The 23,070-nt window shown below is 62.4% G+C and carries 19 protein-coding genes; 1 reads left to right on the top strand and 18 read right to left on the bottom strand.

The window, feature by feature from the left end:
• Position 1: 1 nt before the first annotated feature.
• From AC1DEZ_RS10515 to AC1DEZ_RS10430, 18 genes are all read right to left on the bottom strand, one after another.
• Positions 2 to 1,180: a Gfo/Idh/MocA family protein gene (locus AC1DEZ_RS10515; RefSeq protein WP_441511278.1), complete on the bottom strand. Its 1,179-nt coding sequence runs from the start codon at positions 1,178 to 1,180 to the stop codon at positions 2 to 4.
• A 68-nt stretch (positions 1,181 to 1,248) separates the two neighbouring features.
• A complete protein-coding gene (locus tag AC1DEZ_RS10510) occupies positions 1,249 to 2,214 on the bottom strand; it encodes a substrate-binding domain-containing protein (RefSeq protein WP_441511277.1) in 966 nt (321 codons plus the stop codon).
• A gap of 26 nt (positions 2,215 to 2,240) precedes the next feature.
• Complete coding sequence (locus AC1DEZ_RS10505) at positions 2,241 to 3,257, bottom strand: ABC transporter permease (protein WP_441511276.1); 1,017 nt, start codon at positions 3,255 to 3,257, stop codon at positions 2,241 to 2,243.
• On the bottom strand, positions 3,244 to 4,764 hold the full coding sequence (locus tag AC1DEZ_RS10500) for a sugar ABC transporter ATP-binding protein (RefSeq protein ID WP_476779682.1): 1,521 nt from the start codon (positions 4,762 to 4,764) through the stop codon (positions 3,244 to 3,246). The genes AC1DEZ_RS10505 and AC1DEZ_RS10500 overlap by 14 nt, the downstream gene beginning before the upstream one ends.
• On the bottom strand, positions 4,761 to 5,957 hold the full coding sequence (locus AC1DEZ_RS10495; protein WP_441511274.1) for an ROK family protein: 1,197 nt from the start codon (positions 5,955 to 5,957) through the stop codon (positions 4,761 to 4,763). The genes AC1DEZ_RS10500 and AC1DEZ_RS10495 overlap by 4 nt, the downstream gene beginning before the upstream one ends.
• Positions 5,958 to 6,401: 444 nt before the next feature.
• Positions 6,402 to 7,139, bottom strand: a complete 738-nt coding sequence (locus AC1DEZ_RS10490; RefSeq protein ID WP_441511273.1) for a LuxR C-terminal-related transcriptional regulator — start codon at positions 7,137 to 7,139, stop codon at positions 6,402 to 6,404.
• Positions 7,140 to 7,788: 649 nt separating this feature from the next.
• The gene (locus tag AC1DEZ_RS10485) at positions 7,789 to 7,980 is read right to left on the bottom strand and encodes a hypothetical protein (protein ID WP_441511272.1); all 192 of its coding nucleotides are present in this window, start codon (positions 7,978 to 7,980) and stop codon (positions 7,789 to 7,791) included.
• Positions 7,977 to 9,011 (bottom strand): glycosyltransferase family A protein, encoded by a 1,035-nt coding sequence (locus tag AC1DEZ_RS10480; protein WP_441511271.1) that lies wholly within the window; start codon positions 9,009 to 9,011, stop codon positions 7,977 to 7,979. Before AC1DEZ_RS10480 ends, AC1DEZ_RS10485 begins: the two co-directional genes overlap by 4 nt.
• 470 nt (positions 9,012 to 9,481) lie before the next feature.
• Positions 9,482 to 10,636 carry a CDP-glucose 4,6-dehydratase gene (gene rfbG / locus AC1DEZ_RS10475; protein ID WP_441511270.1) on the bottom strand — a complete coding sequence of 385 codons (1,155 nt, stop codon included), beginning with the start codon at positions 10,634 to 10,636 and terminating at the stop codon, positions 9,482 to 9,484.
• A gap of 249 nt (positions 10,637 to 10,885) precedes the next feature.
• Positions 10,886 to 11,455, bottom strand: coding sequence for a dTDP-4-dehydrorhamnose 3,5-epimerase (gene rfbC, locus AC1DEZ_RS10470; protein WP_441511269.1), 570 nt, complete (start codon positions 11,453 to 11,455; stop codon positions 10,886 to 10,888).
• 183 nt (positions 11,456 to 11,638) lie between these two features.
• Positions 11,639 to 13,093, bottom strand: a complete 1,455-nt coding sequence (locus tag AC1DEZ_RS10465) for a lipopolysaccharide biosynthesis protein (RefSeq protein WP_441511268.1) — start codon at positions 13,091 to 13,093, stop codon at positions 11,639 to 11,641.
• Between the two features lie 19 nt (positions 13,094 to 13,112).
• Positions 13,113 to 13,766 carry a PIG-L deacetylase family protein gene (locus AC1DEZ_RS10460; protein ID WP_441511267.1) on the bottom strand — a complete coding sequence of 218 codons (654 nt, stop codon included), beginning with the start codon at positions 13,764 to 13,766 and terminating at the stop codon, positions 13,113 to 13,115.
• A 2-nt stretch (positions 13,767 to 13,768) separates the two neighbouring features.
• Positions 13,769 to 14,644: a glycosyltransferase family protein gene (locus AC1DEZ_RS10455; RefSeq protein WP_441511266.1), complete on the bottom strand. Its 876-nt coding sequence runs from the start codon at positions 14,642 to 14,644 to the stop codon at positions 13,769 to 13,771.
• A 51-nt stretch (positions 14,645 to 14,695) separates the two neighbouring features.
• A complete protein-coding gene (locus AC1DEZ_RS10450; RefSeq protein WP_476779681.1) occupies positions 14,696 to 16,264 on the bottom strand; it encodes a hypothetical protein in 1,569 nt (522 codons plus the stop codon).
• 382 nt (positions 16,265 to 16,646) lie between these two features.
• A complete protein-coding gene (locus AC1DEZ_RS10445; protein WP_441511264.1) occupies positions 16,647 to 18,005 on the bottom strand; it encodes an O-antigen ligase family protein in 1,359 nt (452 codons plus the stop codon).
• Positions 18,002 to 19,015 (bottom strand): glycosyltransferase family 2 protein, encoded by a 1,014-nt coding sequence (locus tag AC1DEZ_RS10440; protein WP_441511263.1) that lies wholly within the window; start codon positions 19,013 to 19,015, stop codon positions 18,002 to 18,004. The genes AC1DEZ_RS10445 and AC1DEZ_RS10440 overlap by 4 nt, the downstream gene beginning before the upstream one ends.
• Positions 19,016 to 19,056: 41 nt before the next feature.
• Positions 19,057 to 20,400 carry a glycosyltransferase gene (locus AC1DEZ_RS10435; RefSeq protein WP_476779680.1) on the bottom strand — a complete coding sequence of 448 codons (1,344 nt, stop codon included), beginning with the start codon at positions 20,398 to 20,400 and terminating at the stop codon, positions 19,057 to 19,059.
• Positions 20,401 to 20,418: 18 nt separating this feature from the next.
• Positions 20,419 to 21,804, bottom strand: coding sequence for an exopolysaccharide biosynthesis polyprenyl glycosylphosphotransferase (locus AC1DEZ_RS10430; protein ID WP_441511261.1), 1,386 nt, complete (start codon positions 21,802 to 21,804; stop codon positions 20,419 to 20,421).
• Positions 21,805 to 22,359: 555 nt separating this feature from the next.
• On the opposite strand from AC1DEZ_RS10430, the gene AC1DEZ_RS10425 reads away from it, so the two are divergent.
• Positions 22,360 to 23,070, top strand: coding sequence for a WecB/TagA/CpsF family glycosyltransferase (locus tag AC1DEZ_RS10425; protein WP_441511260.1), 711 nt, complete (start codon positions 22,360 to 22,362; stop codon positions 23,068 to 23,070).

The raw sequence follows: 23,070 nt of genomic DNA, 5'->3' as shown, positions 1-23,070 counted from the left end.
TTCAGCCGCCCTTCGGCCCTTCCAGGCGCAGCCAGCAGTGCTCTGACGAAGAGGCGACGGCGCACTCGATGAAGCGGACGCCGCGGGCGCCATCGACCACGGTGGGGTAGTCGGCATCCAACGCATCGGCCACGCGGCCTGCCTGATGGGCGCGGATATCGGCGAAGATGCCGCGATAGATGTTGGCGAAGGCCTCGATGAAGCCTTCCGGGTGACCGGGCGGAATCCGCCCTGCCCGGCGCGCCGCTTCACACAGCCAGGGCGTGGCGCGCGTCAGGATCTGCGTCGGGCCGTCCTGGCGGTGGTGGACGAGCCGGTTCGGCTCCTCCTGCCGCCATTCCAGCGTTCCGAGCTCGCCCGAGACACGCAGCCGCAGGTCATTCTCGAGCCCGGCATTGATCTGCGAGGCGATAAGCACACCTCGCGCGCCTCCGGCGAAGCGCAGCAGGATACTCGCGTCATCATCCAGCGCGCGGCCGGGCACGAGCGCGCCGAGATCGGCGACGAGTTCCTCGATCGCCAGACCCGTGACGGCCGAGACGAGGTTTTCGGCATGCGAGCCGATATCGCCCAGCGCTCCGGCGATGCCGCTGCGGGCGGGATCGGTGCGCCACCCGGCCTGCTTGTTGCCGGTCTTCTCCAGCGCGCTGGCGAGCCAGCCCTGATTGTACTCGACCACGACCTTGCGGACGGCGCCGAGCGCGCCCGAGCGCACCATCTCGCGCGCCTGCCTGATCATCGGGTAGCCGGTGTAATTGTAGGTCACGCCGAAGACCGTGCCGACCGCCTCGACCGTCTCGACCAACGCATCGGCCTGGGCGCTGGTATGAACCAACGGCTTGTCGCAGACGACGTTGAAGCCGGCCTCTGCAAAAGCGTGCGCAATCGGGAAATGGCTGTCGGTCGGCGTGACGATGACGACGGCATCGACACGGGCCTCCAGCGGGCGCTCCAACTCCGCTTCGAGCAGCGCCTGCCAGCTTGGATGGTTGTTCATATCGCTCAGGCCGAGCGCACGCCCGGAGGCCAGGGCCTTCTCCGGCGTCGAGGACAACGCACCGGCCGTCAGCTCCGCCTCTCCGTCGAGGGCGATGGCATGGCGGTGCACGGCGCCGATGAAGGCGCCGTGACCGCCGCCGACCATGGCGTAGCGCAGCCGGGGGGGGAATGCGTCGGTCATCGGCCTGTCCATGCGTGAATCTGGCGGCCGCTCCGCGGACGGAGCGGCCGGGAAGAGCCCTCAGCGCCTCAGAACGGCGAGTCGGGGAAGTAGAAGTCCTTGGCGTTGCTCTTGTCGATCAGCACCGAGGGGATGATCGTGGTCGCCGGCAGCTTCTCGCCCTTCAGCCGCGCCTCGGCCGTCAGCTTGATCGCGTCGTAGATGAATTTCGGCGAATAGCTGACATTGGCCTGGATGCGCGGGTCCTTGTTGTCGAGGATGACCTTGACCATGTCCTTGGCGCCGGCACCGCCGAAGATCACCTTGATATCCTTGCGGTTAGCCTGGTCGATGGCGCGGATCGCGCCGAACGCCATGTCGTCATCCGCCGCCCAGAAGGCGTCGATGTCCTTGAAGCGCGTCAGGAAGTCCTGCGTGACCTTGTAGGCGTCGTCGCGGTTCCAGTTGGCGAACTTGGCATCGAGCAGCTTGATGTCGGGGTTGTTCTTCAACACGCTGTTGAAGGCGTCCATGCGCTCGGTGTCGAGCGTGGTCGGGATGCCGCGAAGCGCGACGACCGTGCCCTTCCCGTTCAGCGTCTTGGCGATGTACTCGGCCGGGATCTTGCCGAAGGCGGTGTTGTCACCCGCGACATAGGCGTCCTGGGCGGAGGTATCGGTGAGGCCGCGGTCGACCACCGTCACATAGGCGCCCTTCGCCTTCACATTGGCGACCGGCCGGGTCAGCGCCGCCGACTCGAAGGGGAAGACGACGAGCGCGTTGATCTTGTTGACCGTGCTGAGATCCTGGAGCTGGTTGGCCTGCTCGGTCGCGTTGGCCGCCGTGCGGATCGTGATCTTGAGGTCCTTGTGCTTGGCCTCGAGATCCTTCTTCGCCTGGTTTGCCCAGTAGTTGATGCCGCCCATGAAGCTGTGCGTCGCGGCGGGAATGGAAACGCCGAGATTGACGGGCTCGGCGGCGGCACTCGTCGCCGCGAAGGCGAGGCCCGCTGCGGTAGCGGCGAGCAAGAGGCTGCGTCTGGTCTGCATGGACATCGCTTCTCTCCCTGTGTGGCCAACCTTCAGCGGCGGCCTTTCTGCAAAAACGCGACAGTGATGATGACGAAGCCCTGCACGGCAGCGTTGAGATAGACGCTGATCAGGCTCGTCAGATTGAGAATATTGCCGATCACCGAGAGCAGGATCGCGCCGACGACCGTGCCGGTGATGCTGCCCTGTCCGCCCTTCAGCGCGGCACCGCCGACGATAACGGAAGCGATCGCCTCCAGTTCCCAGAGCAGGCCCGTGGTCGGTGATGCCGAGCCTAGACGCGGCACGTAGAGCAGCGTGGCGATACCGACGCAGATACCGAGCAGCATGTAGGTGAGGATCTTGACCCGCTCGACATCGACAGCCGCATAGCGGGCAACGGTCTCGTTGGAGCCGATCGCCTGGACATGGCGGCCATAGACCGTCTTGTTCAGGATCAGCGCCCCGACCACGGCGACCAGCAGGAAGACGATGACGGGGACGGGCACGCCGGCCAGGCTGCCGTAATAGACCGGGGCGTAGATGTCGGCGAGGCTGTTCTCCAGCGTCAGCGCGCCGCCATCGGCGAAATAGGTCAGATATGCGCGGAAGATGCCGAGCGTGCCGAGCGTGACGATGAAGGGCTCGATGCGGCCCTTGGCGATCAGCACGCCATGAATCAGGCCGAAGACGGCTCCGAGCAGCACCGCGAGCATCGCCCCGCAGAGGACCGCGAGCACAGGCGATCCCAGCGCGCCCGCCGCCCAGTTGATGAACATGATGACGCAGCCAGCGATCAGCGCCGCCATCGAGCCAACCGACAGGTCGATGCCCCCGAGGATGATGACGAAGCACATGCCCACCGCGATGATGCCGATAAAGGCGGTGCGGGTGAGCACGTTCAAGCCATTGTCGAGCGTGGCGAAGTCGCCGTTGAGCAGCGCACCCAGACCGCAGAGCAGGATCAGGCCGACGATCGGGCCAATGCTGGCGATGCGCTCGGCGAGTGGGGTTCCCGCCTCCCGGCGCGCTGCCGCCGGCCCGGCCTGCAAGGTCTCAGGCTGCGACATGGCGCGCTCCCGTTGCATAGGCGATCATGGTCTCTTCGGTGAGTTCGTCGCCACCCACCACCGTCACGAGCCGGCCCTCGCGCATGATCGCGACGCGATGGGCTAGCCCGATCAACTCGATCAGCTCGGACGAGATGACGATGACGGCAAGTCCCTGGGCCGCCAGCCTCTGGATCAGGAAATAGATTTCGCGCTTGGCGCCGACATCGACGCCGCGCGTCGGCTCGTCCAGCACCAGCACCTTCGGCTGCGGATGCAGCACCTTGGCGAGCGCCAGCTTCTGCTGGTTGCCGCCGGAAAGGGAGGCGGCGCGAGCCTCCAGCGAGCCAGCGCGGATGCCGAACTCGGCGACGGCGCCCTTCAGCGCGTCACGCTCGGCGCCCTGATCGAGCCAGGGCCGGGAATAGCGTTCCAGCGCCATCAGCGTCAGGTTGGGGCCTAGCGGCAAGGCGGTGTGCAGCCCCTTTCCCTTGCGGTCCTCGCTCAGATAGGTGAGCCCGTTGCGAGCGGCGTCGCGCGGCGAGCGCAGCGCGACCGGCTTGCCGCCGAGCCGGATCGCGCCACTGCCCGGCCTCAGGCCCATGAGGCCTTCGAACAGCTCGGTGCGGCCGGCGCCGACCAGCCCGGCGAAGCCGAGGATCTCGCCCGGCCGCACGGCAAAGGAAATATCCTGCGCCCAGCCCGGGACCGTGAAGCCCGCGACCTGCAGCGCCGGAGCTGCCGCCGCCTCCGGCTCTACCTTGTCGGGGAAGAGATCGGCGATCTCGCGGCCGACCATCATCGTCGCCATGTCGTGGCGGGTGAGCGAGGCAGTGGACGCGCGGCCGACCAGCCGGCCGTCCCGCATCACCACCACTTCGTCGGTAATGCGCTCGACCTCGTCGAGCTTGTGCGAGATGTAGACGATGGTGACGCCCTGCACCTTCATCCGCTCGATCAACCCGAAAAGGCGCGCCACTTCCGAGGGCGTCAGCGTCGCGGTCGGCTCATCCATGATGAGGAAGCGCGCCTTGCGCGACAGGGCCTTGGCGATCTCGACAAGCTGCTTCTCGGCAACGATCAGGCGACGCACCGGCTCGTCCGGATCGCGGGCGAGGCCGACCTCCGAGAGCGCCGCCTGTGCTTCGCGGTGCATGGCGCGTTCGTCGAGGAACCAGCGCTTGCGGCGCTCATGCCCGAGGAAGATGTTGCCGGCGATCGTCAGATCCTCGGCGAGGTTGAATTCCTGATGGATCAGCACGATGCCGCGCGCCTCGGCGTCGCGGGAGCCGGAGAAGGAAACGGGCTCGCCATCGATCAGCACCCGGCCTTCGCTCGGCTGCTCATAGCCCGCGAGGATCTTCATAAGGGTGGACTTGCCGGCGCCGTTCTCGCCGAGCAGCCCGCAGACGCGGCCGGGCTCGAGGACAAAGGAGACGCCATGCAGGACCTGGACCGACCCAAAACGCTTCACGATCCCGTCGAAAGCGACGGAGAGGCCCGCTCGCTTCTGCGGCGCTTCGCTCATGCCGGGCTCCCGCTGCGCAAGGCTTCGCGCATGGCGAGCACGCCCGCGCCGATCAGGCCCGTCTCGGAGCCGAGCGGCGCGGCGGTGATCTCGAGATGGCGGGTCGAGAGGGCGAGCGAACGCTGGTTCACGCTCTGCCGGATCGCGGCAAGGAACATCGGGCCGATGGCCGCGACGCCACCGCCGATGAAGATGTGGGACGGGTTGTAGAAATTGACGAGCGCCGCCAGCACCTGCCCGATCAGCCGGCCGGAACGACGCACGATCGCATCGGCCTCGGCATCGCCGGCACGGGACGCCGCGCCGACATCGACCGCCTCCACCCTGCCCATCTCGGCGAGCTTCGCGGCGAGCGCCGGGCTGCGCCCGCTCTTGGCCGCCTCCATCGCCATCGCAACGATGGCGGGCGCAGCCGCCATGGCCTCGACGCAGCCGCGATTGCCGCAGCGGCACAAAGGCCCCTCCGGATCGGCGCAGATATGACCGATGTCGCCGGCCGAGCCGGTGGCGCCGCGATAGAGCTCGCCATGGCAGACGATGCCGCAGCCGATGCCGGTGCCAACCTTGATCACCAGGAAATTGTCGATCTGCTTGCGCTGCCGCCAGAGCACGCCGAGCGCCATGAGATTCACGTCGTTGTCGACGAAGACGGGGGCAGCGGTGATTTCGCGCAGATCGTCGCGGATGGCGTAGCTGTCCCAGCCGGGCATGAGCGGCGGATTGACGAGCTGGCCGATGGCGAAGTTGACCGGGCCGGGCACGCCGATGCCGATGGCGAGGACGCGGTCCGGCGCGATGCCGTTCTGCGCGAGCATCGCCGGCAGCAGGCTGCGCAGCCGAGCCATGATCGGGCCGGGCCCGGCGCCGACATCGGCTTCCTGGGAATGGCGCGCGATGATCGAAAGGTCCGGCTGAAGCAGCGCCACGTCGAGGCTGGTCGCGCCGATATCGACGCCGACGAGGACGCCGATGCGGCCATTGACCCGCAGCGTCTCGGGGCGGCGCCCGCCGGTCGAATGCTGAAACCCGGCTTCGTCGAGCAAGCCCTGATCGAGCAGCCCCGCCGCCAGCGCATTGGTCTTGCTGCGCGAGAATTGCAGAGCATCGGCCAAAGCATAGCGCGCAACGCCGCCCGACCAGAAGGTCGCTTCGAGCAGCGCGAGCTCGTCCGGGCTCAACCTGTGCCAGGGCAAGGCGATGGCCGTCCTCCCTATCCATTCGATCTTGTCGCGACCGATTACCGAACAGGCTAGGAAAGCCGCCGCGGAGGCTCAAGACCGAACTTCGGCTAGATTTCGGCCGAAGTGCAATCAAAGCCGCTTATGACTTGCGAATTTGCGACGATCCGCCCGAGCAGATCGCAACCGGCGCGGCAGCGTGCAGGCGACAGCCTCTCGAGAGAGCCGACGACGCGGCCCGCAACTCCGTCGCGATCGCCGCCGGTTCGAACGCCTGGCGTCCGGGCTGGGGATGAGATCACACGCCTGACAGAACGGGCATCGGCGACCTCCTGCGCACTGCGCAGGCAAACTCCTGCCGACGAAGGGCCGCGCGGCCGGCAATCTGCGTCGGCCAGATCTCCGTTCATGCGCCTTCGGTCCATCAGAAGGCCGCTACCCAAGACCTAGCGGACTCCGTCAGACTTGATAAACGCTGGCGGCGGACTTCATGAGCGCTTTGTCCGCATCGGTGGAAGAGAACTGGGAGTTGTTGTTCGCCGGCTGCAGCTGCAATGCGTTGTTCATTCCCCAGATCGCAGCCTGCGTTCGGTTCTGAACCCGGATCTTGCGCAGAATGGCTTTGACGTGAACCTTTACCGTCGCCTCGGCGATATCGATCTTTCGCGCGATGGACTTGTTGGCGTCCCCTTCGATCAGACAACGCAAGATCGCCATTTCCCGCGGAGAAAGCAGCGGCGCGCCCGCACTCTCAGGCGGAGAGCATGACGCAACCTGTTCATCGTCGTTGGGAACGGGGACGGCTTTAGGGCGGCGATTTTTTTTGGCCGAGGAGGCCGCCGATGACGGGAATGCAGGCGGGAACACTGTCTCACCCAGCATCACCAGCTCGATCGACTTGACGAAGGAATCGCAGGAAATGACGTTGGCGAGGTAACCGCTTGCCCCAGCCTTGAACGCCAAAGCTGGCTCGTTAGGCTCATAGTGATCCGTCACCACGGCGATCGGCACGTTCGGGTGCTGGTCCTTTACCAGCTCGATTTCCGCCACTGCGAGATCGAAATCATCGCTGGTATGGGCGATGAGAAACATGTGCCTCTGGGCTCGAAGCTTGCTCGCCAATTGCTCTTCATAGGATGACGCAGAAAGAATGCGAAAATTCTTCTCTAGAAGAACCCGGGCGATGCCTTCTTTCATCAGGGAGTATTTTCCAATGAGGACGATACCATACGCTTTACTCTCCCTCATTAGCCCCTCCTGAATCATCAGGAAAACTCATATCCCCTCGAGATAGGCCAGGCGCCGTCTTTAACCGTCATCATCAATATTCGTCGACAGATAGCATAAGGCTTTACTTGCAAATATCAGGTTCGACGATATTCGGCCAACAGATACTTGCGCAACGCACTCTCGCTGCGGTCGATATTTGATCGGCCCTATATTTGCCTTGAATCGTCAGGGAATTTTTCAGCCACTGAAATGCCCGTAACGAATTAGTCATCAGCTCGACGTGGAGTCGAACGGTCGGCATCGGCAGAGATCATTGATAGCTAAAATTCACACGACCGGCAAGCCAATTAGCAAATCATTTACCATTGCCCCAAGACTTCGCACCGACTCTGCCCTTGCGTCACGTCGCACCGAACCTTGATTATCGGCTTGTTTTTTATCGATTAAATTCCACAGCACCCATGGGTTAACCTAAAATGCAGACGACATTCTGAGCATGTGCCAAGAGCTCCGCCTCTTGCCCGATAGCTGTGTGCCGCACCGAGGCAGATTCCCGAAAGCTCAGCCTACCATCCCCACAAGAACAGCGCTGCTGGGTGCGATCAAAGTCGGCTCTTCAAGCCTGGAACATGGCCGCCACCCCAACATGCCGGCCATCGGCAATCTCGCAAACGACCCTGTGAGAATTCCCAACACTCCGCCCGTTGGAAATTCCATGAAATTGCTCCGGGCGTCGTTCGCACTCGACTTTCTCGACCGAAGCGAGCTTCGAGCCAAATTGAAGCAAACCCTTGAGGTCGAGCGTCATCCACCTTTCGATGTCGCGCGCGCACCTCTCAGCATATAGTGCAAGCGAATTCGCCCGCTCAGCATCTGGAATGTCTCTTTCGGGTTCAAGATCAGATCGAATGCTTTTGCCACAATTCCCATGGACAGCTTGCGCCCGTCGAACTGATATCCGAGATCACGCAGGCGCTCGGCGTGATAATCCCAGAATTTCCTATCCTTGAATTTGAACGCACTGGCGGACAAATACGAATAGTATTGGTCCAGCAGCTCCCCGATACGCTCCTCGCGTTCGCGTCTGGTCAGGTACCAGTCGCCATATTCCTGGCAGTCGCTGATCTCTGCCGAGACATAGGCATTGAATTCGAGAGAGGAGGTCGTTGCTCTGCGATAATGAATTCGTTCGTACGCGAGAACCTGATGCACGAAACCGAAATCCGCATATCGCAGATGCTTAAGGCAGGCGCTGATATCTGCTTCCTGAGTCGGGTTGGGAAAGAACGCTTCAGTATTCCGCACCAGATCCGAGCGATATAGAACCGATGTCGGGTTTCCAAACACTCTCTGCGTCCCGAGGAGGTAAGAACGACAAATGTCTCGACCCGAAATAACGGTCTTCGAATACGGCAATCCGAGATTCCGGACGTACCATATGTCCCGGCCGCCACTCAGTTGATACGCACCGACAATACCGACATTCGGGTTCTCCTCAGCGAGACCCACCATTTTTTCCAGGCATTCCGGGTAGATCCAATCCTCTCCCAGAACCATCTTGCAATACTTACTTTTCTCTGAAATCAATTCAAAAGCTTTATTATATCCCGCAATACCTTGTTGCATATCTTTGTTTTTATAAATTTTAACGCGATTGTCTCGCCGACTATATTCGTCAGCAACACGCAAACTATCTTCATCCGCTGAATTACTCAGAATAATGTACTCAAAATCATTATAAGTCTGCGAAATGACACTCTCGATGCACTCCCGAAAGAATTCACCGCCATCCCCCAACGGCGTCACAACGCTTACAAACGGACGATGTTTATTTTTCATATTGCATGACCTCTTGGAGGCATTCTATTATATCGGATCGAATCCATTTTTACTTTATAAGACATAAGACAACCCGTCAGAAAAAGACGCTCTAAACCGAACGTCGCGACTGCCCGTACGAGCCAAGACTTCGTCCATGCCGGTATCAGGTGATCCGCCGCGCGCCTTAGCTCCTCCGCATCGCCGCGAAGGCGAAGCGCCGCGCATCAGCACGCACAGGATCAGTGCGTCGCAACTCCTCCGCATGCCGTTCGAAAATTCGCGTTGGCGTGGCTGCGGATGGGCTGACGCCGGCTCATGGCCTGACCACATCGTATTCCCGCCATCGTGCGAATTCCTGTCACGGATAACCGGCGCCATGCCTTCGTCCCAGAGGCCGCCCGCCGGACCGCGGCCGGCCATTCCGTTTTCAAGCACGATGACGTTTGGCATGGATGCACGTCCTTTGGGTGCCGCGCTCCTTTACGAGGTCAACCTTTGGCCATCGGAAGCAAAGGCATCGGCGCAGCTGGTTTGGGCCGCGTTCTGGCCGCGTCCTGCGCGGCATAGTCCTGAAGCAGATATTCGTAGCGCTCGATCTGTCGGCGCGTAAGGGATTGGAGATCCTGCCCTCCTTGAAAGGCGTGATACCATTCGACGGTCCAGGCCAGGCCCTGATCGAGCTGGAGGACCGGATGCCAGTCGAGAGCCGCCCTCGCCTTGGCGGTATCAAGACGCAGCAGCTTCGCTTCTGCGGGATGAGCCGTCGCGTCGAGCGTCCAGGAGGCGCCGTCGCCCCATAGCTTCACGAGCTTTTCGACGATCCAGGAAACCGGCTTGGCATCCGTCTCCACCGGCCCGAAATTCCATCCCGATGCGTAGCGGGCTCCGTCCTCGGCGAGCCTCTCGCACAGCAGCAGGTAGCCGTGGAGCGGCATCATGACGAACTGCCAGGGCCTGATCGCCGAGGGGCTGCGAATGCGGCAGGGCCGGCGCCCCAGGAAAGCCCGGACCAGATCCGGGATGAGCTGATTGGCGGTCCAGTCACCGCCTCCGATGGCATTTCCCGAGCGAACGCTCGCCAACGCGACGCCGTGCTTGGACAAGGTTTCCGGCGAGAAATAGGAGTCGCGATAAGCGCTGTTCACCAGCTCGGCACAGCCCTTGGAATTGGAATACGGGTCGTGACCACCCATCGGATCACTTTCGCGATAGCCCCAGACCCATTCCTGATTCTCGTAGCATTTGTCGCTGGTTACGTTGACCACGACGCAGGGGCGCTTGAGCTGGCGCACCGCCTCCAGCAGATGGACAGTGCCCATGACGTTCGTCCCATAGACCTCGACCGGCTCTTCATAGCCGCTGCGAACCACCGACTGGGCGGCCATGTGGATGACCACGTCGGGCCTGCATTCGGCGAGCGCCAACTTGAGGTGAGCGAAATCCCGGACATCGCCGCGGATCGAGCGCACGCATTCGCCGACCCTCGCCTGCTCGAAGAGGTTCAGCTCGGACGGCGGCTCGAGCGCGTAGCCGGTGACCTCCGCCCCGAGCGCATCCAGCCACAATGACAGCCAACTGCCGGTGAAGCCCGTGTGTCCGGTGACGAACACTTTGCGGTTCTGCCAGAAAGAACGATTCAGCATGGCTGATCTAGCTCCAGACTGATCACGTCATCGTCTATTCTGAAGCGCCTCAGGGCCCACGGACGTGCTCGGCTGCGCTACAGCTCCTTAGATCACGAGGCTGCCTCGACGCAGACGCGGCGCCTCGAAGCCTGCACCATCCCGATCGGCCGCCGCAGTTGCTGTTCGCACCACGTCACGCCGCAGCGACGTCCTGCCGGCGCAGTGACATCGTCGAACGAGGCCATCCGAAAAAACCCGCAACATCCGTCACACGGTCAGATAGGGGGTAGAGGCGACATGGCCGAGCACATGTGCTGCCGGCGGCCAGTCGCGGTCCTGCTCAGAAATCTCGGTTACGTCCAAGGGCCACACGATGCCGAAGACCGGATCGTCAAAGCGCACGCCCCTGACAGCCGTCGGCGCATAGAAGGCCGATGTCATGTAGTGCATCTCGGTATCCGCCTCGAGGGTCTGGTATCCATGCGCGCAACCCTCGGGTAGGTAGAGCATGCGCCCGTTGTCGCAGCTCAGCACCACGCCGTGCCAGGCGCCGTAACTCGGCGAATCCGGCCGCAGATCCAGGACCACGTCGAACATCGCGCCCCGCGTGCAGCGCACCAGCTTGGCCTCGCTGGCCGGCGCTTCCTGGAAGTGCATTCCGCGAACCGTCCCGCGTTTCGTGCTGCGCCCCATATTCGCCTGGACAGGCTCGAACGCGATCCCCTGATCGGCGAATTCCTTGAGACACCAAGCGCGCATGAAACGCCCGCGGATATCGGCATGCGGAGCGGGTTCGATTACCATCGCCCCATCGACGCTTGTCTTCGCGAAGTGCATGCGCCACCTCTAAATTTCTGCCCCCTGTACATCAACAATGCCCGTCATATTTCCGGAGTTCCGGCACAAGACTGTACTCGAATATGAATTTCCTTTTTGAACCGGGGGATTTCGCGACCTCGCCTGCTTGGCATATCGGCTGCCGTGGTAGCGAGCGCCGGGCCCGCGGGAGTAGCAGCTGCGTCAGATGGGAGACGTAGCTCCCGCGTTGCGAAAGAGATCAAGATGCAGTGCCTTCTCACCTGCGATGAGAAGCAGTGCCGCGACATAGGTTGCGCCAAACGAGCCCAGATCCAGCGCAAGACGCGACAGCGGCGACAACGCCGGCGCGGCGAGCGCATGCACCACATAAGCGATCATTCCCGCGACCAGGCTCGCAGCCAGCGGTCTCGCCAGTGTCCCGACAAACTCACGGTATCGAACCCCGGTATCACGCAGCGCCCAAATGGTCACCGGGATCACCTTGAGCACCATGACGGCGGAATAGGCCATTGCGACACCGCGTGGGCCGTAAGGAAGCCCGATCAGCACGCCCGTGATCATAAGTGAGACGGAGAACAGCCCGATATACACCCCGCGCTTGACCATGCCGAGCGCATTGAGCAGCCAGCCGAGCGGATTGGAAATTGCAAAGACCAGGATCGTCGGAGCAAGGATCCTGAATATTTCGGCAGCGCTCGCCCATTTCGGCCCCAAGACCACCACGATCAGATCGTTGGCGAAGAGCGTGCAGACGACCGTCAGGGGCAAGGTCAACGTCACCACCAGCGAATAGGCCTTCAGGAAGAAGCGCCGGAAGCGGTTGAGATCGCTCTTGGTCCGCGACAGCGCAGCAAAAGCCACCTCCCCGATGGTGGTGCTCAGACTCTCGGTCGGAAAATTGATCAGATAGAAACTGCGACCATAAAGCCCGGCGGCTTCGGTGCCCCAGACGCGGCCAAGCAGAAGCTTGTCGATATTGTTCGTGACATAGGAGAGGAAACCGGTCAGCGTCGTGCCGATGCCGAACCGCAGTATCGAACGCAGGCCGGCCGCGCCCCGCGGGCGGCCTGGAATCCAGCGTGTCGATAGCCACAAGCCGATGGTCGTGACGAGCGGCAGCGTGATGGTCATCGACACGATCGCCCAATAGCCGTAGCCGGTCCTGGCCATCTCGATCGACACGGCGGTCGCGATCAGCAAAGCGCAGATATCGACCTTCGCCGAGGTCCCGAACGACATCCGCCGCTGCAGCATCACGCCATGCTGGATGCCCGCGGCGGTGATGACGAAGGTGAAGGCGATCACGTCCATGATCGCGAGAAGGCGCGGCTCGCCGTAAAACGCGCTGACCAGGGGGGAGGCTGCGAGGGTAATCAGCGTGAGCAAGGTGCCGGATGCCATGTTCAGCCAGAACAGTGACGAGGACTCTTCTTCGCTCAACTCGTCGCGCTGAATGGCGGCCTGAAACAAACCGAAGCAACCGACCATATTGAGTACACCGGTGAAGGCTGTCACCATGGTGACCAGGCCATAGTCTTCCGGCGTCAGCAGTCTCCCCAGAATCATGAGCGACGGGATGCGGATCATGAAGCCGAGCCCGCGCGCGCCGACATTGATCAGCCCGGCGCGCGCAGTTCTGTTCTTTAAGTCCTGCATCTTGTTCTCGAGTGCCGGTTCAGAGCATCAACTTTCGGGCATAGAATGCCTCGGCATATCCACTGGGCGCGTTGCACTCGATTCCGCGCAGCCGCATCAGTGCCATGAAGGTCGAGCGGTCAAACCAATGCTTGTTGCTCTGGGATTTAAAGGTATTGAGGATCAAATCGACTTTCTTTTCGCAGACATCGTCTGAAAGAGCATTGAAGACGATCGGCTGCCCGAGATCGCCGTCATACTTCGGAATCTCGTATTCCAGGATCAGGTGACTGCGAAACGTGTTCCAAGTCAGCTCGGCGATCAGCCGGTGATCCTGATGGGAGTCGTGACGGTTGTGCGTGAAGATGATGTCCGGAGACACTTCTCGCTTGAGCTCTTCGAAGACGTTCTTGATGTCGGCTCCGACGAAAGGCATGTAGCCATCCTGAAAATCCTTCAGGATGACCCGCTTCATGCGGGCGGGGTCGACGAATTGTCGCGCTCCGCTTTCCGCTTCCGATGCGCGAACCCCGTTCGCGCTAAAGACAACCCAATGGAACACGGCGTCCGGGCGCTCCGCTGCGAGCTGCAGCACTGTTCCGCCGCAACCGATCTCAATGTCGTCGGAGTGACAGCCCAGGCACAGGACCTGCAAAGGGGCAGCGCCGCCGCCATCCGGCTTCAGGCGAAGCATGATCACCCCACCTGCATCATCGTGGGAGCCGCTTGCGGCATCGTGGGGGCCGCTTGCGGTACCGCGGGAGCGACCGGCGTCGTCGCGGGGCATGAGACGGCGGCGCAGTCCTTCCACACCTTCCACGGTGGATTGGTGTCATTGAGTTCCTCAAGGCGCTGCTTGTCCTTGAAGGTGTCCATGCACTGCCAGAAGCCGGTACATTTATGCGCCAACAAGGCTTGTTGCTGGATCAGCCGCGCGAAAGGCTCCCGCACCAGTTCGTCGCCGGGATTGATGTAGTCGAAGATCTCGTTCCGGAAGACGAAGAAACCACCATTGATCCAGATATCGGAGTGACTCAGCGCCGACACCTCGGCAACCTTGCTGTCCGGCGTCGTCCTGACGATATCGAAGCTCGCCGTCGGCTGCACGAGAAGCAGGGAGCCAACTGCGCTGCTCTGCCGCATCTCCTCGATCATCGTCGGAAGGTGCAGATCGCTGAGACCGTCGCCGTAGTTCGCGAGGAAATACTCGTCGCCACGCAGATAGGGCTGCACGGCCTTCAGTCGTTCGCCGATCGTCGCGTGCAGGCCGGTCTCCACGAAGGTGATCGTCCAGTCGTCGCTGTCGCGGTTGATGAAGTCGATCTTCTGGCCGCCACGGGACCAGACGAAGTCGTTCGAGATCGACTCGTCATACTTCAGGAAGTAATCCTTGATGGCATAACCCTTGTGGCCCAGGCAGAGGATAAAGTCCTTATGGCCGAAATGGGCATAATACTTCATCAGATGCCAGAGAATGGGGCGAGAGCCGATTTGCACCATGGGCTTAGGCACATCATCAACATAGCCCCGGAGCCGCATGCCGGCACCACCGCAAAAGAGCACGACCTTCATGATACTCTCCTTCCGTAAATGCCCGCGGACCGCGGCTCGGCTTTTCTTGTCTCAGGAAGCGGTCTCGACCTTCATTTCTTCAGGCCGTCTGTATCCATAACGTTTCATCGCCGCTTCATCGGCCATGTTGAGCACCGTGCCGATGAATTTAGGCCGGGCCTGACCAGTGGATTGAAAAGCCTGCCGGACAAGCTCGGATTCCGTGGCTCCCCATTTCACGACGAGCAGGAAGCCATCCAGGGACTGAGCAGCCGCCCGCACCTCGGGACCTGCCACGAGCGATGGCATATCGACGATCACCAGGTCATAGGAGCCTTCGGCCGCTCTCAGGATCTCGTCCAGCAGATCGCGCCGCATCGGACGGAGCCTTCCCTCGGGCCGTTCGGCCAGCGGGAGGACATGCAGCCCGGCCTGCGCCTTGACGCTGTGGCCAAGCGCTTCGGTCTGATCTGCTCCAGGACCGAGCGGAGAGCGCGAGAGGCTCGCAGCCCAACGCGAGACCGAGGGGTTTTCCGGTACGGCATCGATCAGCAGGACACGCTTTCCCGAGGCTGCCGCCATCTTCGCCAGGCCGATGGCAAGCGTCGTTGCCCCCTCGCCCGCCAAAGTCGACGTCACGCCGATCGTCCGCAGCCCCCGCAGGGAGGTGCCCTGCAACGTAGCAGCCACGCGTCGCAAGACCTGGGCTTCGGATGCGAACAGATGCCGGGCGGCGGCGTCCTCCCCCGATGAACCCAGGCTCGGGAAGCGCGGCACCATGCCCAGGCACTCCAGGTCGAGGACATATTCCATCTGTTGCGCGCTGCGGACCGTATCGTTGATCACGTCGAGCAGGATGGCGGCGGCCGCGGCGGCGCAGAGGCCAAACAACGCCGCGGCAACGAGGATCAATATCGCCGGCGGTCCGTCTGCCTTAACCGGCGGCTCGGCTTCCGAAACCACCTGAGCGCTCGGGCCGAGGTTCTGATAGAGCTCGCGTAGCGTAGGCGCCTTCGACGAGGCCGCATCCGATGCCCGTCCGCGCTCCTGCAGATAGACACGGATCACGCTGTTGACGATGCGCGCAGCCTTCTCGGGGTCAGAGGCTTTGAAACTCACCGTGATCATATGGCTCGTTCCGACCTGACGAACGCCGAGTTTGCTGTTGATCGCTTTCAGCGTCGCGCTATAGGCGGGCCCGTTCTGCGCCGCTTCCGAGGAAGCCTGCGCGGCATCGCCCTTTTGCGGCCCCGACGGGGCCCGGCCATCGGCGGCGAATTCTGGGTCCTGGGTCAGTTGCAGCGCGTCAATCACCTGGGTCAGCACATTGCCGGAGCGAAGAAGCTCCATCTGGTTCTGAACCATCGGAAGATCCGCCCGGCCCGGCAGGACCGCCATATCGGGGCCCGTGAGGACCTGTCTGATGTAGACGAGCAACTGGCTGGAAGCGGTGTATGTCGTCGAACGGGATCCGACATAGATGCCGGCGATCGCCAGACATAGAAGCGCACCGATACCGAGAAGTCGTTTGCGGCTCCGGAGGCTGCCCAGGCCGAACGACGGCCGCGGCCGTCTGTCGATCCGGTAGCCGGCTCCTTCAGCACTCTCTACGACCGGTGGATGGCTGCTCTTGTCCAGCATGGGGCTCAATCAAAAAGAGGGCCGCGATTCCTACGCCCGGCGCGGCCTGACAAACTTGCGGATGAGGAGAAGCACCCTGCCGGCGCGGTCGCGTCGTGATACGACGATAACGTCAGCGCCTGACCTTCCCCCCACCCGGCGCCGTCCGCCTGCAGTGGCATTCACAGAGCAAACGCTGGAGGATCAGCCTCCGTTCCTGCGGTGGAGCTTCAAAGCCGCATCGACAGCACCTGACGACGGGGAGAGAGGCGAGGAAACGGCGGGACGAGCCGACCCCGTCCGGACCTGCTGAAGCCGGCGGCCAGAGCGCGATCGTTGGGCAGCGAAGTCGGCTGGCAGCTTTCGTTGCGACACGGCCGGCCACGCGAGCGCCTGCTCGGCGCTACATGATCATCCGGCGATTTCTATTGGGCGCCGCCGCAAGCATTTCCTCCCGGCGTATCCAGGCACACATCGTACCCATGATAAACCAGAAGTACCAATTGAACGACAGATAGAAGTGCATGTTGTCCGAATAGGACTCAAGCACATAGGCAACGAGAAGGCACAACATCACCAGAAGTCCTGGCGGATCGCGCGGCATCGCCCTCACCAGGCGATAGGCCACCCAACCAATCAGCCAAGCGAACGCAAGAAGACCAAGCAGCCCCAGTTCGAAGCTCATCTGCAGATAGAAGTTGTGGCCGTCGATGCCTTGAGGGCCGATCAGCGGAAAGAAGCTCGGCGTCGCCGGCTTGAACGACTCCAGGCCGTGCCCGAGAAGCGGCCGCTCCAGCGCCTGCGGAATCGCGGATTCCCACAGCGCTTGCCGCCAGACGTATGAGTTCAGCCGGTTGCTTTCGTTGAGTTGGTCGAAGTTGTCGACCTCCGTTGCAGCCGTGATGTCCGTCAACCGATCCATCAGGCTGGGATTTGCGATGAACAGTACCGGAACCAGGAGAAAGCCGGCGAGAAACCGGCGGTCGATCTTGAGCGCGTAAACCAGAAACATCAGGCCGCACGCGCCCCAGGCGCTGCGCGTTTTGGTGAGCATCAGAAATGCTGTCAGGAGCGGGATGTAGAGCGTGACCAGCATGTAGATGCGCGGTGTCACGCGAATGATCCGCGATGCTCTGACATAGAGCGCCAGCCCCAGCACCAGCACGAGATAGAAGGCATAGATGTTCGGATGCGAGAACGTGCTCTGCAGACGGAACTCGGCAAAATCGGAGAGACCGCGTGCAATATCGACAAACGCGTAAAGCGTGGGCGGGATGGACGATCCGATTACCACAAGGACGAACTGGGAGACATCGCGGACCGACCGCAAGATGAAGAACGGAATCGCGAAAAACGCCCAGTAGGTTAGCAGCACGAAAGCAATCCGCGCCGCAGCGGTGAAGTCCGGCGCGTAAAATGTCGAGCCGAAGGCGATCAGCAGGAACGGTCCCCATAGCGCCAAGACGGCAAACGGCGCCCTCATCGGCTCCCGCGCGAGAAAGACGACTGAAAGCGCGATCACGAGCACATTGAAGAGGGCGCCCACGCCCATCGACGAGCCGCCGGCGTCTCCCGTCAGCAGATTGAAGATCGGGTCGGACGAGGCCCGGATCAGCAGGACGCCGAACACCGTGGCGCGCAGCAGGCTCCAGATCGCCTCACTATTGGCCGCTCGCACAGAGGTGGTCGGCGAGACGCGATCCGCGTCGCCCTGAAGCGCACCGCCCGGGACAGCGCCGACCATGCGGAGTGTCGGTTTCATGCTTCCCGCTCCCTGGCCCCGATCCAAGCTCGAGGATGCTGCGTGCTCACCTGGCTGGCATCGCGGATCGGTTGCAGCCAGAGTTCGACCTCCTGACGCCAGGAGATGGGGACCGCGGCCGCGGCGCGCGCCTGACCGAGCCGATCCGTCATCTGCGGCGCTATCAGCGCGGCGGCGACGCGCGGCAGTTCCCGCCATTTGCCGTGCCTGAACGCGAGCGCCGCGAAAATGGTAGCGGCGCGCCACCGCGCGCCACCGCGCAGAAGCTGCCTGGCGAGATAGCGTTCATGCCCCGCCTCGTCCGAGCTGACGCTGTAGGCCGCCGCCAGTGCCGCGTACCGCTCGGCGATGACCAGACGCCCCGCCCGCATGGGATTGATGTTCATCGACAGCGATTGCCGGCCCAGGCGATAGGCAATCAGGGGCCGGTCAACGGCCGCCAGCGGCGAATGCCGCGCCAGCCTGATCCAGAGATCCCAATCCTCGGAGCCCCGCAGCGCAGTGTCGAAGCCTCCGACCTCCCGGACAAGGTCGCGTTCGGCGATCACCGTCGATCCCGTCGGGATCCGATTGCTTTCGAGCAGAGCTGCCAGCACATCGCCCCCCTCGACGTGATGATGACCGATGACGCCCAGGTTCTCGTCGACGACCGCGACACCCGTACACCCCCACCGCGCCGAACCCGCGCGCAAGGCGCCTAGCTGTTTAGCCAGCTTGTCCGGCGCCCATAGATCGTCATCGTCGCAGAATGCCACCCAGCGCCCCGCGGCGCGCGCAAGACCGGCGTTCCGCGCGCCCGATATGAAGCGCGGCTGTTCATGATGCACGACGGCAACGCGCGGATCCGTAGCCGCGAGGCGATCGAGCCACGGCCGCGTGTCGTCGGTCGAACCATCGTTGACCACAACGAGTTCGATTGAAACGCTGTGCTGGCGCAGGACGGAATGGACTGCCTGGGGCAGCATGTGCCGACGATTATGCGTTGGAACGATGACGGTGACGTCAACCACTCAGGCGCTCCTCTTTCCTCTCGTGGCCCATCACCGCGTGATCACCCATTCGCGCAGGCCGAGTGGCCGGGGCGAAGCGTGACCACGTTGTCAGCTCTCGCTCCATGACCCTCGGCGGTCGCCGCTTCATAGGCGCTCGCGGGCTCATCGACCTCGTCTGCCCCGTCAATCGGCGCCGGATCAAACGCCTTCGCCCTGAAGAGAGCTGCCAGCTTCCGGCATTCCTGGACGATGTCGTGCTGCTCGAGCACGCGCTTTCGCCCGGCCGAGCCCATGGTCTTCACGAGTGTGTCGGGAGCCATCAGACATTGCCTGATCGCGCCCGCGAGTTGATCGATATTTCCGGCCGGCACGAGCCAGCCGCAGGCCTGCTCCGTGACCAGCTCGGGAATGCCGGCGACATAGGTCGTGATGACCGGGCGGCCGAGCGCCAGCGCTTCCATCAGGACCACCGGCAATCCCTCGGCGAAGCTCGGCAGAACCAGCGCCCTCGCCTCGCGTATCGCGGCGCGGACCTGGGCGTTGCTCATCCAGCCCGCCAGCACGACCTGCTTGTCCAGCCCGAGTTCCCGGATGCTTCGCTCCAGTTGCGGCCGCAGCGGACCGTCTCCGGCCATGGTCAGCCTGAACGGCACGCCCTCGCGCGCCAGGACCGCAAGGGCATGGAGCAAAACCAGTTGCCCCTTCTGTTCGCTCAGGCGGCCGACCGTCACCAGCTGCGATTTCGGAACGATTTTGAGCGGCTGCATGTTCAGGAAATCGGCGTCCAGCCCGCAACGCACCAGCTTGATCTTCGACCACTCCTCCGGGGGGATCCAACGGCAAAGCTGGCTTCCCGTAAACGAGCTCACGACACAGACGAATGCGGCATGCTTCACCTTGGCGGGCAAGCCAAGATATTCGGGCCTGTCGAACTCATCCGGGCCATGTATTGTGAAACTGTAGGGCACGCCGGTGAGAATATGGCAGAGCATGGCGACTTCCGCGCCATTCGTTCCGAAATGCGCGTGGACGTGCTGAATGTTCTCCTGCAGCACCCATCGCGCGAGGACCAGCGCTTCGGCAAGATAGGCGAGGTGCAGAGGTGCCGGGCGACTTGAGCGCCGCATCATTTTCAATGCAGCCCAAGTGGCTTTTGCCAGAGCTTTTGGCCTCTGCACCAAGGCGTCGGCAAAGGCGGCGGCGAACTTGGCGCGGTTGCCGTCGAAGATGTAGCACGTGCGACCCTTCTCGCTAACGTCGTCCGGATCGACCAGCTTGCGGCCACTATTGCGAAGCGAGACGCGGAGAACGGAGATCCCGTTCTTCTCGAGCTCGACGATCTCGCGCCGAATGAAAGTGTGCGAGACCGCGGGATATTCAGATACGAAGTAACAGATCCGCATCGACGCTTCCCTTGTCGCTCAATATGCGTTGGTGTACGCGCGCTTCGATATGACGGTCAGGACCATGATCTTCAGATCAAAGAAGAATGACCAGTTATCGACGTAGTAGAGATCGTGTTCGATCCGATTCTGCATCTTCTCGAACGTATCGGTCTCGCCGCGAAGGCCGTTGACCTGAGCCCAGCCGGTGATCCCCGGCTTGACGTTATGCCGGCGGAACATTCTACGGATCTGGTCTGCAAACATGTGATTATGGGCAACGGCATGCGGCCGCGGCCCGACGATGGACATCTCGCCCCTGAGGACATTCAACAGCTGAGGCAGCTCGTCGATGTTCGTCCGCCGCAGCACCCGTCCGATGCGGGTTACGCGGGGATCGTTCCGGACGGCCTGACGAAACTCGTTGGTCGCGTCGTCCAAAGTCGTCATGCTGCGGAACTTCAAAACCAGAATCGGCTCATTGTTGAAACCCAGACGAGTCTGCCGAAAGAGCACCGGGCCCCGCGAGTCGAGCTTTATCAAGGTTGCGATGACAACGAAGAGCGGCCACAGGAGGGTCAGTGCCGAGGCGGCGACGATGATATCGAAACTGCGCTTCAGCAGCCGATCCCGCAACGAGCATGGCCCGCAGAACAATTCGAGCACCCGCTGCTGACCATAGTGTCCGATGCGGCTGCGGCGCATGAGCTCGGCCAATTCCACCGGCAAGAGCTGGATGCGGACGGGAAGCTCCGACAGCGCCCCAACGGTGCCGGCGACAACCTCCATATTGTCCGAGCCGAACAGAATGAGCACCGCGTCGATAGGCAACGCCCGGCATTCGCGCCGGATCTCCGAGAGCTGCTCCTCCAGGGAAGCATTGCCACCCGCCTGCCCGGACGCCGAGGGAAAGTCGTACCACCGCAGGATATGCTCGTGCCGTGCCGCCAGCCGCGCGCGAATATCGCCTACGGCCTGTGCGCCGGGCATGATCAAGACGACCATACTTTCCCGGCGCCATTGCCCGCGCCGGCGCACATGATCAATGACTTGCCAGAGAACCGCTCTGATCGCGATCTGGCCCAGCAACGCGGCCACCAGCTGCGCGAGGAACGTGCCGCGAGAATAGTCGTCGAGATTGTCGGTCACGTAGCCGATCGTCAGCAAGATGACGAATGAAAGACCGATAGCGGCGCCGCCCCGCGAACGGCTGTGCTCGTTCCATTCCGGGCCGAGCAGATCATACTGGTTGTCGGCGAGACACAGGGCGACGTACAGCGCTCCCGCCGCGACGGAAGCCAGGGCATATTCGGCCCGGAAGAAGATCACGCCGTAGACAGCCGCCGAATACGCGACGAATGCGCCATAGGCGCAAGCAACGACCACGACCATCTCGAGGCCGGCCACCACCACGGTCCAAAACACCTGCGTCCTGTGATTGAGCGCAGTTGCGGAATGATGCTGGGTTCCGGGAGAAACAACATTTGTTGACATTGGCTCGCCAAACGCTCCCGCAGTTTTCCAAAGCCTCTCGACGCCCGCACAAGCTCAATGCGGGCGAGAGGCGCGGGTTCTTTACGTTCGGTGAAGTTTGGTCTTCGCACGAGATCGTGAGCGTAATCGCCGACCAAAAGCGCAACCGGTTGCGCATTTGACCGACCCAATTCGATGCATGACGCAACGTCATCATTCCCGCTTTCTTGGCGATAAGCCAGATCATCCGCGCCAGCGGCAAGTGGCTCGCGGCGAACAAATCACCGACTCCGACCGTTAGCTATTCAGACGGCGTGCAGCGCAAATGCGCGACGCCCCCCCGCCGCGAAGGCTGGTGATTCAGCCATTGCCTTCGCTTGAGCACTTTTGCCTGAGGGATTTTCCATGCCGTCAGACACAGCTCAGCTTGCCTCACCTGAAGCAATACCTCCCGACCGGACGCAGATTCTGAATGGTCGCTTCGACAAGCTCTCCACGGAGCAGACCGTGGAAGAACTCATTCGGGCCATCCAGGCGGGAGAGCGCGGCGTCCTGGCGACGGTGAACGTCGCGATCCTGATGATGATGCGATCGAACGCGCGGCTGCAGCGCTTCGTCGATTCATCGCGCTGGACGGTCGCCGACGGACAGCCGCTCGTCTGGGCCTCGCATCTCTGGCAACAGCCTTTGCCTGAGCGCGTAACCGGTATCGACCTGATCGACCAACTCTGTGCACGCGCCGCGCAGGAGCGGATCGGCGTCTATTTTCTCGGCGCCGAGAACAGCACAGTGCGCGCGACGGTCGAGGCGCTGCAGAACCGGCATCGCAGCCTCGATGTCCGCGGCTATGCCGATGGCTATTTCGGGCCCGAGCAGGCCGAGGCCCGCGCGAAAGCCGTGGCGGAAAGCGGAGCCGGGCTTCTCTTCGTCGCGATGGGCGTGCCGCGACAGGAATGTTTCATCGAGGAGCAGTGGGACAATCTCGGCGCCCGGATCGTCATAGGGGTCGGCGGCAGCTTCGATGTCATCGCCGGCCTGCGAAAACGGGCGCCCGCCTTCGTCCAGCGCATCGGGCTCGAATGGGCGTATCGACTCGCCCAGGAACCCCGCCGGCTGTTCAGGCGCTATCTGGTCACGAACTCCCAGTTCCTCGGCCTGATTTCCTGGAGCGCGATCGCCCAGGCTTCCCATTTCCGGCGCGTGACCCCGCGACCCTAA

This window comes from Allobosea sp. 10L422 (assembly GCF_056395345.1).
Note: the sequence above shows the minus strand (reverse complement) of the source record. Positions and strands in the feature narration are given on the sequence as shown.

What these genes read in the sequence shown, in the direction of transcription:
- AC1DEZ_RS10515 (WP_441511278.1), bottom strand. Translation starts at nt 1,180, where the DNA reads ATGACCGACGCATTCCCCCCCCGGCTGCGCTACGCCATGGTCGGCGGC.
- AC1DEZ_RS10510 (WP_441511277.1), bottom strand. Translation starts at nt 2,214, where the DNA reads ATGTCCATGCAGACCAGACGCAGCCTCTTGCTCGCCGCTACCGCAGCG.
- AC1DEZ_RS10505 (WP_441511276.1), bottom strand. Translation starts at nt 3,257, where the DNA reads ATGTCGCAGCCTGAGACCTTGCAGGCCGGGCCGGCGGCAGCGCGCCGG.
- AC1DEZ_RS10500 (WP_476779682.1), bottom strand. Translation starts at nt 4,764, where the DNA reads ATGAGCGAAGCGCCGCAGAAGCGAGCGGGCCTCTCCGTCGCTTTCGAC.
- AC1DEZ_RS10490 (WP_441511273.1), bottom strand. Translation starts at nt 7,139, where the DNA reads ATGAAAGAAGGCATCGCCCGGGTTCTTCTAGAGAAGAATTTTCGCATT.
- AC1DEZ_RS10485 (WP_441511272.1), bottom strand. Translation starts at nt 7,980, where the DNA reads ATGACGCTCGACCTCAAGGGTTTGCTTCAATTTGGCTCGAAGCTCGCT.
- AC1DEZ_RS10480 (WP_441511271.1), bottom strand. Translation starts at nt 9,011, where the DNA reads ATGAAAAATAAACATCGTCCGTTTGTAAGCGTTGTGACGCCGTTGGGG.
- rfbG (WP_441511270.1), bottom strand. Translation starts at nt 10,636, where the DNA reads ATGCTGAATCGTTCTTTCTGGCAGAACCGCAAAGTGTTCGTCACCGGA.
- rfbC (WP_441511269.1), bottom strand. Translation starts at nt 11,455, where the DNA reads ATGCACTTCGCGAAGACAAGCGTCGATGGGGCGATGGTAATCGAACCC.
- AC1DEZ_RS10465 (WP_441511268.1), bottom strand. Translation starts at nt 13,093, where the DNA reads ATGCAGGACTTAAAGAACAGAACTGCGCGCGCCGGGCTGATCAATGTC.
- AC1DEZ_RS10460 (WP_441511267.1), bottom strand. Translation starts at nt 13,766, where the DNA reads ATGCTTCGCCTGAAGCCGGATGGCGGCGGCGCTGCCCCTTTGCAGGTC.
- AC1DEZ_RS10455 (WP_441511266.1), bottom strand. Translation starts at nt 14,644, where the DNA reads ATGAAGGTCGTGCTCTTTTGCGGTGGTGCCGGCATGCGGCTCCGGGGC.
- AC1DEZ_RS10450 (WP_476779681.1), bottom strand. Translation starts at nt 16,264, where the DNA reads ATGCTGGACAAGAGCAGCCATCCACCGGTCGTAGAGAGTGCTGAAGGA.
- AC1DEZ_RS10445 (WP_441511264.1), bottom strand. Translation starts at nt 18,005, where the DNA reads ATGAAACCGACACTCCGCATGGTCGGCGCTGTCCCGGGCGGTGCGCTT.
- AC1DEZ_RS10435 (WP_476779680.1), bottom strand. Translation starts at nt 20,400, where the DNA reads ATGCGGATCTGTTACTTCGTATCTGAATATCCCGCGGTCTCGCACACT.